We start from the raw sequence: 12,451 nt of genomic DNA, 5'->3' as shown, positions 1-12,451 counted from the left end.
GCTTGGTGCCGGCGCCGACCAGCTGCTTCAGCGCGATCGGGTTCTTGGCGTCGTACTTGGCCTGCATCTCGGCGTGCGCGTGCGACGCGGCCGCTTCGACCATGGCCTTGTAGTCGGGCGTCAGGCCTTCGAAAGCCTTGTTGTTGACGAAGAAGTCGAGCTCGGGACCGCCTTCCCACCAGCCGGGGTAGTAGTAGAAAGGCGCGACCTTGTTGAAGCCGAGCTTCTGGTCGTCGTAGGGACCGACCCACTCGGCGGCGTCGATGGTGCCCTTCTCGAGCGCCGGGTAGATGTCGCCGCCGGGGATGTTCTGCGGCACGACGCCCAGTGTCTCGGCGACCTTGCCGCCGAAGCCGCCGATGCGGAACTTTAGGCCCTTCAGGTCGGCCAGCGACTTGATCTCCTTGCGGAACCAGCCGCCCATCTGCGCGCCGGTGTTGCCACCCGGGAAGCTGATGATGTTGTACTTGGCGTAGAACTCGCGCATCAGCTTGAGGCCGTTGCCTTCGTACATCCACGCCGTCATCTGGCGCGAGTTCAGGCCGAATGGGATGGCGCAGCCGAGCGCGAAGGTCTCGTTCTTGCCGAAGAAGTAGTAGGGCGCGGTGTGCGCCATCTCGACGGTGGCGCTCTGCACCGCGTCGACGACGCCGAAGGCCGGCACCAGCTCGCCGGCGGCGTGCACCGAGATCTGGAACTTCCCGCCCGACATCTCGCCGACCTTCTTCGCGAAGCTGTCGGCGGCGCCGAAGATGGTGTCGAGCGACTTCGGGAAGCTCGACGCCAGTCGCCAGCGGACGTTGGCCTGGGCATGGACCACCGCGGGCGCGGCAGCAGCGGCCAGCACGCCGGCGATGCCGGTCGAGCGCATGAAATGGCGACGTTCCATCGAATCGACTCCTTCGGCTGTGGACAGGCGCCGCGATTCTGGAACCCGTCCGCCGACGCGGCGAGCGGGGTTTACCCGTTTCGGAGAAGCCCCGAGACATCGGTCGACAAGGCATGAAAAAGCCCCGCCGCAGCGGGGCTTCCCGGCCGGGCCGAAGCGGCTCAGAGCTTCTGCGCCTGCATGAAGCGGTCGAACGTGCCTTCGGTGAAACGGAACCAGACGTTCTGGTCAGCGCGGAACTTGGTGTAGTCCTCCCACACCTTCTTCCACTCGGCGTTCTTCGACGACAGGTCGGCGTAGACCTGCTCGGCCGACTTGAAGGCCGCGTTCAGCACGTCGGTCGGGAAGGGCTTGAGCTTGGTGCCGCTGCCGACCAGCTGCTTCAGCGCGACCGGATTGCGCGAGTCGTAGCGGGCCTGCATCTCGACGTGGGCATGCGAGGCGGCGGCCTCGATCATCGCCTTGTAGTCGGGCGTCAGGCCCTCGAAGGCCTTGGTGTTGATGAAGAAGTCGAGCTGCGGGCCGCCTTCCCACCAGCCGGGGTAGTAGTAGTTCGGTGCGACCTTGTTGAAGCCGAGCTTCTGGTCGTCGTAGGGACCGACCCATTCGGCGGCGTCGATGGTGCCCTTCTCGAGCGCCGGATAGATGTCGCCGCCGGGCAGCGACTGCGGCACCACGCCGAAGGGCTCGAGCACCTTGCCGGCGAAGGGGTTGCAGCGGAACTTCAGGCCCTTCAGGTCGGCGACGCCCTTGATCTCCTTGCGGAACCAGCCGCCCATCTGCGCGCCGGTGTTGCCGCCCGGGAAGCTGACGATGTTGTACTTGGCGTAGAACTCGCGCATCAGCTTGAGGCCGTTGCCCTCGTACATCCACGCCGTCATCTGGCGCGAGTTCAGGCCGAAGGGCACCGCGCAGCCCAGGCAGAAGGTCGGGTCCTTGCCGTAGAAGTAGTAGGGCGCCGTGTGGGCCAGCTCGACGGTGGCGTTCTGCACCGCGTCGACGACGCCGAAGGCCGGCACCAGCTCGCCGGCGGCGTGCACCGAGATCTGGAACTTGCCGCCCGACATGTCGCCGACCTTCTTGGCGAAGACCTCGGCCGAGCCGAAGATGGTGTCGAGGGATTTCGGGAAGCTGGACGCGAGGCGCCAGCGGATGTTGGCCTGGGCGTTGACGATGGCCGGCGCGGCACCGGCGGCAAGCACACCGGCGATGCCGGCCGAGCGGACGAAGGAACGACGTTGCATCAGGGATCTCCTCGTTGGACGTTGGAAGTGAGAGACAGCGTGTGTCGAGTATCGGCGCCGCGCGGCGCCGGCGGACCTAGGGGAGTCCGCAACGCGGCGGCCTCAGAGGCCGGCGATCTTCATGCGTTCGATCAGCACCGACGCGATGGTCTTGCCGCCCAGCGTGTAGGCGTCGGCGCCGACGGCGGCCACGCCCTGGAGCATCGTCCGCAGGTTGCCGGCGATGGTGATCTCGTGCACCGGGTAGGCGATGCGACCGCCCTCGACCCAGTAGCCGGCGGCGCCGCGCGAGTAGTCGCCGGTCACGTAGTTGACGCCCTGCCCCATCAGCTCGGTGACGAAGAGGCCGCGGCCGAGCTTCTTCAGCATCGCGTCGAGGTCGTCGCCGGGCGCGGTGAGCCGGCTCGTGAAGCGCAGGTTCTGCGAACCGCCGGCGTGGCCGGTGGTGCGCAGCCCGAGCTTGCGGGCCGAGTAGCTGGACAGGAAGTAGCCCTCGACGCGGCCGCCGGCCACGACCTTGCGCGGGGTCGTGCGCACGCCCTCGTCGTCGAAGGGCGCGCTGGCCTTGCCCTTGGGGACGTTGGGGTCCTCGCTCACGTCGATGTGCGAGGGGAAGACCTGGGTGCCCAGGCTGTCGGCCAGGAAGGTCGACTTGCGGTACAGCGCGCCGCCGCTGGTGGCCTGCACGTAGGCACCCAGCAGGCCGGCCGCCAGCGTCGACTCGAACAGCACCGGCACCTCGCAGGTGGCGATCTTGCGCGCCTTCAGGCGCGCCAGCGTCCGCTCGGCGGCGTAGCGGCCGACCGCCTCGGGCGCGGCCAGCTCGGCCGGGTCGCGCATCGACGAGTACCAGGAGTCGCGCTGCATGTCGCCGCGCACCGACGCGATCGGCGCCACCGACAGCGAATGGCGCGAGCTGGCGTAGCCGCCGACGAAGCCGCGCGTGTTGCCTGCGACGAAGTGCGAGGCCTGCACCGACACGCCGCAGCCGTCGGAGTTGGTGATGCGCCGGTCGGTCGCGAAGGCCGCGGCCTCGCAGCGCAGCGCGATCTGCACCGCCGCGTCGGCGTCGATGGCCCAGGGGTGGTAGAGGTCGAGCGGGCGTTTCGCCTCGGCGGGCGTCGCCAGGTCCTGCTCGTCGGGCAGGCCGGCGGCCGGGTCCTCGGCGGTGAAGCGGGCGATGTCATAGGCGGCGCGCACGGTCTGCTCGAGCGCCGTGCGCGAGAAGTCCGAGGTGCTGGCGTTGCCGCGCTTCTGGCCGATGTAGACCGTGACGCCGAGCGACTTGTCGCGGTTGCGCTCGACGGTCTCGATCTCGCCCTTGCGCACCGACACCGACAGGCCGGCGCCCTCGCTGACCTCGGCGGCCGCGTCGCTGGCCCCGAGCCGGCGCGAGACGGCCAGCGTGTCGGCGATCAGCTGCTCGAACTGGGCGCGGCTGTGGGCAAAACCTTCGGGGGTGCGGGACATGGCGGGCGTGGTCTGCGGACAGCGCTGCGGGCTTGCAGCGCAGAACTATCATGATAGCCAGCGACCCGCCCACCTCCCGCATGCCCCTGAACGACGATCCCCTCGACACCGACGCTGCTGCCGACCGGCCGAGCAAGACCGCGCAGAAGAAGGCGATGCACGAGCTGCAGGCGCTGGGCGAGGCGCTGATGACCCTGCCCGACGACCGCATCGACGCGATCGGCCTGGACGAGTCGCTGCGCGAGGCGGTGCGAACCGCGCAGCGCACGAGGTCCTTCGAGGGTCGGCGCCGCCAGATGCAGTACCTGGGCAAGCTGATGCGCAAGGCCGATGCCGAGCCCATCCGCGAGGCGGTCGCCGCCTTCCAGCTGGGCCACGCCAAGGATGCGCTGGCGCTGCACGAGGCCGAGCGCTGGCGCGCCGAACTGATCGCCGACGACGCGGCGCTGACGCGCTGGCTGGCGCAGCATCCGGACGGCGACGCGCAGCAGCTGCGCAGCCTGGTGCGCAGCGCGCGCAAGGACGCGGCCGCGGGCGGCGCCGGCCTGCCCGGCGCCGCCGTGCGCCAGGGCCGCGCGCACCGCGAGCTGTTCCGGCTGCTGCGTGCGGCGCTGAACGGGCCGGCAGGCGGCCCGGGCGAGGACGAGGACGAACCGAATGACTGAACCGCGCCCTGCCCACGACCCGGTCCGCATCGGCCTGGTGTCGGTCAGCGACCGCGCCTCCAGCGGCGTCTACCAGGATCAGGGCATCCCGGCGCTGCAGGACTGGCTGTCGCGCGCGCTGAAGAACCCGGTCACCTGGGTCACGCGACTGATCCCCGACGAGCAGACCGGCATCAGCGCCGCGCTGGTCGAGCTGGTCGACACCGAGCGCTGCGATCTGGTGCTGACCACCGGCGGCACCGGCCCGGCGCCGCGCGACGTGACGCCCGAGGCGACGCTGGCGGTCGCCGACAGGGAGATGCCCGGCTTCGGCGAGCAGATGCGCCAGATCAGCCTGCGCTTCGTGCCGACCGCGATCCTGTCGCGGCAGGTGGCGGTGATCCGCGGCCAGGCGCTCGTCATCAACCTGCCGGGCCAGCCGAAGTCGATCGCCGAGACGCTGCAGGGCCTGCCGGACACAACGCCGCCCGCCCACGGCATCTTCGCGGCGGTGCCCTACTGCATCGACCTGATCGGCGGGCCCTACCTCGAGACCCACGACGAGGTGTGCAAGGCCTTCCGGCCGAAGTCGGCGCAGCGGCCGGCGCGGTGAGCGGCCCTTCCAGCCTGCTGCGCTACACGGCCTGGGCCGACGCCCGGCTCTACGACGCGCTGGCGGTGCAGCCAGCCGGCCTGCTGGCGGCGCCCCGGCCCGGCAGCCGCAGCCTGCTGCACACGCTGGCCCACATGCAGCGCATCGACCTTGTCTGGCAGGCGCACCTGCAGGGCCGGCCGCACGGCTTCGACGCGCGCCAGGTCGAGGTTCCACCGCCGCTCGACGAACTGCGGCGCGGACAGCAGGCGCTCGACGCCTGGTACATCGCCCACGCGGACGCCCTGGACGCCGCCGCGCTGCAGCAGGTGCTGGCGTTCGAGTTCATCGGCGGCGAGCCGGGCACGATGCGCCGCGAGGACATCCTGCTGCACGTCGTGAACCACAAGACCTACCACCGCGGCTACGTCGCCGAGATGCTCTACGCCGCCGGCGCCAGGCCGCCGGTCATGGACCTGCCGGTCTTCCTGCGCGACGCGGCCGGCGGCGCCGGCTGAGCGTCGTCAGGACGGCTTGACCAGGCGGCTCAGCCCGGCAGCGTCGAAGGCTTCCTGCTTCTGCGCGTCGTCGGGCACGCAGTCGGTCGTGGCACTGCGCTGCGACAGCTTCTCCACCGCGGCCCACAGCATCGCGATCTGGTGCTCGTGGCCCGAGGCGTTGTCGATCAGGCCCTTCATCGCCTGCGCCACCGGGTCGTCGCCCTGGCTCACGCCGTAGGCCGAGAAGCCCATCTTCGCCGCCGCCGCCTCGCGCGCCGCGTCGTCCTGGGCCGCGACGATGCGAGCCGGGTTGCCGACCGCGGTCGCGCCCGGCGGAACCGGCTTGGTGACGACCGCGCCCGAGCCGACGCGCGCGCCCTCGCCGACGACGAAGCCGCCCAGCACGCAGGCGTTGGCGCCGACGATCACGCCGCGCTCCAGCGTCGGGTGGCGCTTGGCGCCCTTGACCAGCGAGGTGCCGCCGAGCGTCACGCCCTGGTAGATCGTGCAGTCGTCGTGCACCTCGGCCATCTCGCCGATCACGACACCCATGCCGTGGTCGATGAAGACGCGCCGGCCGATGCTGGCGCCGGGGTGGATCTCGACACCGGTCAGCCAGCGCGCCGCGTTGGAGATGAAGCGGCCCATCCACTTGAAGCCGCCCGTCCAGCAGGCATGCGCCCAGCGGTGCAGCAGCAGCGCATGCAGGCCGGGATAACAGGTCAGCACCTCGAAGCCCGAGCGTGCGGCCGGGTCGCGTTCGAGGATGGTGGCGATGTCTTCCCGCAGGCGGCTGAACATGTCGTCGCTCTTCAAGGTGTGGCGCCAGCCAGTGTAGCCAGCGGGGTGTCGGCCCCGAGGCTGGCGGGGGTTCTCGTGCTCGTTCCTGCGCCGGCATCGAGCGGGCCGGGGACGACGAGCGCCACAGCGCCGCTGCCGGCTTCGCTGCCCGCTCGAACTTCAGCGCTTCAGCATCGAAGTGGCGATCCCCCGCAACAAGTGCACTTCCTCGGTCGTCGGCGCGGCGCGATTGAGCAGCTGATTCACGCGCGGCAGCAGCTTCTTCGGTGCGGCCGGATCGAGGTGGCCGATGTGGACCAGCGCGCGCTGCCAGTGGTCCAGCAGGCCTTGCACCGCGGCGGCGTCGGCCAGCGCCGGGTCGGGCGTGCGCGGCACGACCGGAAATCCGCCCAGCGCCTGGCGCCAGTCGTAGGCCAGCAGCTGCACCGCCTGCGCGAGGTTCAGCGAGCCGTAGTCGGGGTGGGTCGGGATGCTGAGGCAGGCATGGCAGCGGTAGACGTCCTCGTTGGCCAGACCGTAGCGCTCGGAGCCGAAGACGAAGGCGACGCGCTGCGTACCGGGCGCCAGCTCGGCCAGCAGCTCGCGCGGCGCGCGCGTCGGCGGGCCGAAGTCGCGCGGCGTCATCGCGGTGGCGCAGGCGAAGTGCACGCCGTCCAGCGCCTCGGCCAGCGTGGCGACGACGCGGGCGCGCACCAGGATGTCGGCCGCGCCGCTGGCCATCGCGACGGCCTCCTCGTGCACCAGCACGTCGGGAAAGCGTGGCGCCACCAGCACCAGGTCGGCGAAGCCCATCACCTTCATCGCCCGCGCGGCGGCGCCGACATTGCCCGCATGGCTGGTGCCGACGAGGACGAAGCGCGTGGGGTCGTGGGGGGGCATCGCTCGCACGGATAAAATTGAATTATCGGCGCCGGGTCTTCCGGCGCCCGCTCTTTGTCCCTCGCCAGTCCACCTCCTGCACCGCCCCTCGCGGGCCCCCGCCATGTCCCAGTCGCTGAACCCGATGCTCAACACCGCCATCAAGGCCGCACGCGCGGCCGGGGCGATCATCAACCGGGCCTCGCTGGACCTCGACCGGGTCACGGTCACCGCCAAGTCGCACAACGACTTCGTCACCGAGGTGGACCAGGCCGCCGAGGCCGCCGTCATCGACGTGCTGCTGCAGGCCTACCCGGGCCACGCGATCCTGGCCGAGGAGTCGGGCCGCAGCCGCGGCGCCAAGGACAGCGAGTACCTGTGGATCATCGATCCGCTGGACGGCACCACCAACTTCATCCACGGCTTTCCGGTCTACGCGGTGTCGATCGCGCTGGCGCACCGCGGCCAGGTGCAGCAGGCGGTCGTCTACGACCCGGCGCGCAACGACCTGTTCTACGCGTCCAAGGGCCGCGGTGCCTTCCTCAACGACAAGCGCCTGCGCGTCAGCAAGCGCACGCGCCTGCTCGAGTCGCTGATCGGCACCGGCTTCCCCTTCCGCAAGGGCGACAACTTCAAGCGCTACCTGAAGATGTTCGAGGAGGTGATGCAGCACTGCGCCGGCCTGCGCCGCCCCGGCGCCGCGGCGCTGGACCTGTGCTACGTGGCGGCCGGCTGGTACGACGGCTTCTTCGAGACCGGCCTCAACCCCTGGGACATCGCGGCCGGCTCGCTGATGGTGACCGAGGCGGGCGGGCTGATCGGCAACTTCACCGGCGAGTCCGACTTCCTGTACCAGCGCGAGATCGTCGCCGGCAACCCCAAGATCTACGGCCAGCTGGTCAACCTGCTGACGCCGTACACCAAGGTCATCAAGGACGACGAGCCGAAGGCGTCGCACGCCGCGGCGACCGCGACGGCCGTGGCCGCCCCGGCCGATGCCACCGAAGCCTTCATCGCCACCGCTTCCGCAGCGGCATCCGCGGAGGCGACCGCGCCGGTCGCTGCGCCCGCCGCCCCGAAGAAGCCGCCGGTGCGCGTGCGCAAGCCGGCCGCTCCGGTGAAGGGCAAGCCCGCCGGCGGACCGCGCCGCTGAGCCGCGGCCGCGCCCCCGTCACGACCCCAGCCGCTCCTCGCGCATGAGCGCCCTGCCCGCTGCGGACCTGTCGGCCCACACGCCGATGATGGCGCAGTACCTGCGCATCAAGGCCGAGCATCCTGAGACGCTGGTCTTCTACCGGATGGGCGACTTCTACGAGGTCTTCTTCGACGACGCGCGCAAGGCCCATCGCCTGCTCGACATCACGCTCACCTCGCGCGGCGCCAGCGCCGGCGAGCCGGTGGTGATGGCCGGCGTGCCGGTGCACGCGCTGGAGAACTACCTGGCCCGGCTGGTGAAGCTGGGCGAGTCGGTGGCGATCGCCGAGCAGGTCGGCGACGTGGCAACCGCCAAGGGGCCGGTCGAGCGCAAGGTGGTGCGCGTCGTCACGCCCGGCACGGTGACCGACAGCGAACTGCTCGCCGAGCGTGCCGACACCCTGCTGCTGGCCGTCAGCCAGCATCGCGCCACCTGTGGCCTGGCCTGGCTCAACCTGAGCGGCGGCACGCTCGGCCTCACCGAGTGCAGCGAGCGCGAGCTGCCCGGCTGGCTGGCGCGCCTGAACCCGGCCGAGCTGCTGTTCGACGGCGACGCGCCGCCGGCCGCGCTGTCCGCCACGCGCGCCGCGCTGACCCGGCGCCCGGCCTGGCAGTTCGACGCCGCGCTCGGCCAGCGCAAGCTGTGCGAACAGCTGCGCGTCGCCAGCCTGTCGGGCTTCAACGCGCAGGACCTGGCCGTCGCGCACGCCGCCGCCGCCGCGCTGCTGAGCTTTGCCGAGCACACGCAGGGTCAGGCGCTCGCGCACGTCGGCTCGCTGTCGGTCGAGCGCGCGAGCGAGTTGCTCGACCTGCCGCCCGCGACGCATCGCAACCTCGAGCTGACGCAGACCCTGCGCGGCGAGGACACGCCGACGCTGCTGTCGCTGCTGGACGTCTGCCGCACCGGCATGGGCAGCCGCGCGCTGCGCCACTGGCTGACGCGGCCCGCGCGCGAACGCACGACGGCCGGCGCCCGCCACGAAGCCATCGCCGCGCTGCTCGAGCGCGGCGGCGAGCCGCTGCGCGAGGCGCTGCGCGGCGTCAGCGATGTCGAGCGCATCACCGCCCGCATCGCGCTGCGCCAGGTGCGCCCGCGCGAACTGACGGGTCTGCGCGCGACGCTGGCGCTGCTGCCGGCCCTCCGCGACTGCGTGCCCGCCGGCAGCGCGCTGCTGGCGGCGCTGGTGCGCGAGCTCGCGCCGCCGCCGGCCATCGGCGAGCTGCTGCAGCGCGCGATCGCCGACGAGCCGGCCGTGCTGCTGCGCGAGGGCGGCGTCATCGCGGCGGGCTACGACGCGCCACTCGACGAGCTGCGCGGCATCGCGCAGAACTGCGACGCCTACCTGCTGGACCTGGAGGCGCGCGAACGCACGCGCACCGGCATCCCCAACCTGCGCGTGCAGTTCAACCGCGTGCACGGCTTCTACATCGAGGTCACGCAGGGCCAGACGGCCAAGGTGCCGGCCGACTACCAGCGCCGCCAGACGCTGAAGAACGCCGAGCGCTACATCACGCCCGAGCTCAAGAGCTTCGAGGACAAGGCGCTGTCGGCGCAGGAGCGCGCGCTGGCGCGCGAGAAGCTGCTCTACGACGGCGTGCTGGACGCGCTGCAGGCCCACCTGACTGCGCTCGGCGCGCTGGCGCGGGCGCTGGCGGCGCTGGACGCGCTGGCCGCGCTGGCCGAGCGCGCCGCGATGCTGAACTGGTGCCGCCCCGAGTTCGTGGCCCGGCCCTGCATCGAGATCGAACGCGGCCGCCACCCGGTCGTCGAGGCGCGCCTGGCCGAGACCGGCGCGAGCTTCATCGCCAACGACTGCCGGCTCGACGCGAACCGGCGCATGCTCGTGATCACCGGGCCCAACATGGGCGGCAAGTCGACCTTCATGCGCCAGGTGGCGCTGATCGCGCTGCTGGCGGCGATGGGCTCCTTTGTTCCCGCGGCGAGCTGCCGGCTCGGGCCGATCGACGCCATCCACACGCGCATCGGCGCGGCCGACGACCTGGCGAACGCGCAGTCGACCTTCATGGTCGAGATGACCGAGGCCGCCGCCATCGTGCACGCAGCCACCGAGCAGAGCCTGGTGCTGATGGACGAGATAGGCCGCGGCACCTCGACCTTCGACGGCCTGGCGCTGGCCGGCGCGATCGCCAGCCAGCTGCACGACCGCAACCGCGCCTTCACGCTGTTCGCGACGCACTACTTCGAGCTGACCGCCTTCCCCGAGAAGCATCCGCGCGCGCTCAACGTGCACGTCAGTGCGACCGAGGCGCACGGCAAGGGTGGCGACGACATCGTCTTCCTGCACGAGATCGAGCCCGGCCCCGCGAGCCGCAGCTACGGCGTGCAGGTCGCACGGCTGGCCGGCATGCCCGCGCCGCTGCTGCGCCAGGCGCGCGCCACGCTCGAGGCGCTGGAGGCCCAGCAGGCGGCGGCCCGCGCGCAGATCGACCTGTTCGCCGCCCCGCCCGCGCCGCCGGCGCGCGAGCCCAGCGAGGCCGAACGCGCGCTCGCGGCCATCGAGCCTGATACGCTGACGCCGCGGGAGGCGCTGGAGGCGCTGTACCGCCTCAAGGCTCTCACCGAAAGACCCACATGACCTACTGCATCGGCGTGCGCCTGAACGCCGGCCTGGTGTTCCTGTCGGACTCGCGCACCAACGCGGGCCTGGACCAGATCAGCACCTTCCGCAAGATGATCGTCTACGAGAAGCCGGACGATCGCTTCATGGTGCTGCTGTCGGCCGGCAACCTGAGCATCAGCCAGTCGGTGCGCGAGATCCTGCAGGTCGAGAAGCTCGACAACGGCGACCAGCCGCCGATCACCATCTGGAACGCCACCAGCATGTTCGACGCGGTGCGCGTGCTGGGCAGCGCGGTGCGCCGCGTCCACGAGCAGGACGGCCCCTCGCTCAAGGCCGCCGGCGTCGACTTCAACGCGACCATGATCTTCGGCGGCCAGATCCGGGGCGAGGCGATGCGGCTCTTCCTCGTCTACTCGGCCGGCAACTTCATCGAGGCCACGCGCGAGACGCCCTATTTCCAGATCGGCGAGAGCAAGTACGGCAAGCCCATCCTCGACCGCGTCATCACGCCCACCACCAGCCTGGACGAGGCCGCCAAGTGCGTGCTGGTGTCGATGGACTCGACGCTGAAGTCCAACCTCTCGGTCGGCCTGCCGCTGGACCTGCTGGTCTACGAGAACGGGCAGTTCCAGACCCAGCACGTGGTCTGCATCGACGACCAGAACCCCTACTTCCGCATGATCCGCGGCAGCTGGGGCCAGAAGCTGCGCGAGGCCTTCGAGAGCATCGAGGCGCCGCAGTGGGACGGCGGGACGTCGACGCATCCGCTGCGCACCGGCGCCGAGCGCTGCGAGCCGATGCGCAAGATCAGCAATCCCAACGAGAAGATCGTCTGACCTCGCCTCGATGCGCGGCGACATCGTCTTCTCTCACGCCAACGGCTTCCCGGCCGGCACCTACCGCGTGCTGTTCGAGCGCTGGCACGCGGCCGGCTGGCGGGTGCATGCGGTCGAGAAGTTCGGCCACCACGCCGCCTACCCGGTCACCAGCAACTGGCCGCACCTGCGCGACGAGCTGATCCACTTCGCCGAGCGCGTGGTCGACGGGCCGGCGTTCTTCGTCGGTCACTCGCTGGGCGGCTTCCTCAGCGTGCTGGCTGCGGCCAAGCGGCCCGACCTGGCGCGCGGCGTGCTGCTGCTGGACTCGCCCATCATCAGCGGCTGGAAGGCGCGCGCCGTGCAGCTGGGCAAGGCCACGGGGCTGACCGACCGCTTCTCGCCGGGGGCCGTCAGCCGCCGGCGGCGCCAGCAGTGGCCGGACGCCGACGCGGCGCTGGCGCACTTCGCGTCCAAGCCGGCCTTCGCCCGCTGGGACCCGGCCGTGCTGCGCGACTACATCGCCGCCGGCACCGAGCCGCACGCCGGCCAGCGGCGCCTGGCCTTCAGCCGCGAGGTCGAGACCGAGATCTACAACACCCTGCCGCACCACGTGCCGCGCGTGCTGCGGGCCCATCCGCTGCAGTGCCCGCTGGCCTTCATCGGCGGGACTGCGTCGCCCGAGGTGCGCCAGGTCGGCATGGCGACCACCGAGCGCCTGACCGGCGGGCGTGTGAGCTGGATCGAGGGCGGCCACCTGTTCCCGATGGAGCGTCCGGCCGAGACCGCGGACGCCGTGCTGGCCGCGCTGCGCGCCCTGGCGGCCGAGCGGCGCCCCTGACGGGCCGGGCGACCCCGCCCC

General features: G+C 71.4%; 12 protein-coding genes. 7 read left to right on the top strand and 5 right to left on the bottom strand.

Going from position 1 to position 12,451, the window contains the following annotated elements:
* The 3 genes from dctP to pmbA all read right to left on the bottom strand — a co-directional run.
* Positions 1-889, bottom strand: an 889-nt coding sequence (gene dctP / locus QZV97_RS14420) for a TRAP transporter substrate-binding protein DctP (RefSeq protein WP_295643430.1), incomplete at its 3' end; no start/stop codon positions are given.
* 161 nt (positions 890-1,050) lie between these two features.
* Complete coding sequence (locus QZV97_RS14415; protein ID WP_295643427.1) at positions 1,051-2,133, bottom strand: TRAP transporter substrate-binding protein; 1,083 nt, start codon at positions 2,131-2,133, stop codon at positions 1,051-1,053.
* Positions 2,134-2,235: 102 nt separating this feature from the next.
* Positions 2,236-3,603 (bottom strand): metalloprotease PmbA, encoded by a 1,368-nt coding sequence (gene pmbA / locus QZV97_RS14410; RefSeq protein WP_295643425.1) that lies wholly within the window; start codon positions 3,601-3,603, stop codon positions 2,236-2,238.
* 80 nt (positions 3,604-3,683) lie between these two features.
* On the opposite strand from pmbA, the gene yjgA reads away from it, so the two are divergent.
* The 3 genes from yjgA to QZV97_RS14395 are packed head-to-tail and all read left to right on the top strand — an operon-like array spanning position 3,684 to position 5,357.
* Positions 3,684-4,268, top strand: a complete 585-nt coding sequence (yjgA, locus tag QZV97_RS14405) for a ribosome biogenesis factor YjgA (protein ID WP_295643423.1) — start codon at positions 3,684-3,686, stop codon at positions 4,266-4,268.
* Positions 4,261-4,860, top strand: a complete 600-nt coding sequence (gene mog / locus QZV97_RS14400; protein ID WP_295643421.1) for a molybdopterin adenylyltransferase — start codon at positions 4,261-4,263, stop codon at positions 4,858-4,860. The genes yjgA and mog overlap by 8 nt, the downstream gene beginning before the upstream one ends.
* Positions 4,857-5,357 carry a DinB family protein gene (locus QZV97_RS14395; protein ID WP_295643418.1) on the top strand — a complete coding sequence of 167 codons (501 nt, stop codon included), beginning with the start codon at positions 4,857-4,859 and terminating at the stop codon, positions 5,355-5,357. The genes mog and QZV97_RS14395 overlap by 4 nt, the downstream gene beginning before the upstream one ends.
* A 6-nt stretch (positions 5,358-5,363) precedes the next feature.
* Here QZV97_RS14395 and cysE read toward each other — a convergent pair whose 3' ends face one another.
* Together cysE and QZV97_RS14385 are read right to left on the bottom strand one after the other, a co-directional pair.
* The gene (cysE, locus tag QZV97_RS14390; protein ID WP_295643415.1) at positions 5,364-6,140 is read right to left on the bottom strand and encodes a serine O-acetyltransferase; all 777 of its coding nucleotides are present in this window, start codon (positions 6,138-6,140) and stop codon (positions 5,364-5,366) included.
* 159 nt (positions 6,141-6,299) lie between these two features.
* The gene (locus tag QZV97_RS14385; protein ID WP_295643413.1) at positions 6,300-7,019 is read right to left on the bottom strand and encodes an RNA methyltransferase; all 720 of its coding nucleotides are present in this window, start codon (positions 7,017-7,019) and stop codon (positions 6,300-6,302) included.
* A 103-nt stretch (positions 7,020-7,122) separates the two neighbouring features.
* Between QZV97_RS14385 and QZV97_RS14380 the strand changes: the two genes are divergently transcribed.
* The 4 genes from QZV97_RS14380 to QZV97_RS14365 are packed head-to-tail and all read left to right on the top strand — an operon-like array spanning position 7,123 to position 12,430.
* Positions 7,123-8,151, top strand: coding sequence for an inositol monophosphatase family protein (locus QZV97_RS14380; RefSeq protein WP_295643409.1), 1,029 nt, complete (start codon positions 7,123-7,125; stop codon positions 8,149-8,151).
* A 43-nt stretch (positions 8,152-8,194) separates the two neighbouring features.
* Positions 8,195-10,789 carry a DNA mismatch repair protein MutS gene (gene mutS, locus QZV97_RS14375; protein ID WP_295643406.1) on the top strand — a complete coding sequence of 865 codons (2,595 nt, stop codon included), beginning with the start codon at positions 8,195-8,197 and terminating at the stop codon, positions 10,787-10,789.
* Entirely contained in the window at positions 10,786-11,610 is an 825-nt protein-coding gene (locus tag QZV97_RS14370) for a proteasome-type protease (protein ID WP_295643405.1), read from the top strand. Before mutS ends, QZV97_RS14370 begins: the two co-directional genes overlap by 4 nt.
* Positions 11,611-11,620: 10 nt before the next feature.
* A complete protein-coding gene (locus tag QZV97_RS14365) occupies positions 11,621-12,430 on the top strand; it encodes an alpha/beta hydrolase (RefSeq protein ID WP_295643402.1) in 810 nt (269 codons plus the stop codon).
* Positions 12,431-12,451 lie beyond the last annotated feature (21 nt).

This window comes from uncultured Methylibium sp. (genome assembly GCF_902826655.1).
Taxonomy (GTDB): Bacteria; Pseudomonadota; Gammaproteobacteria; order Burkholderiales; family Burkholderiaceae_C; genus Methylibium.
This window is presented reverse-complemented; position numbering and strand designations above follow the sequence as displayed.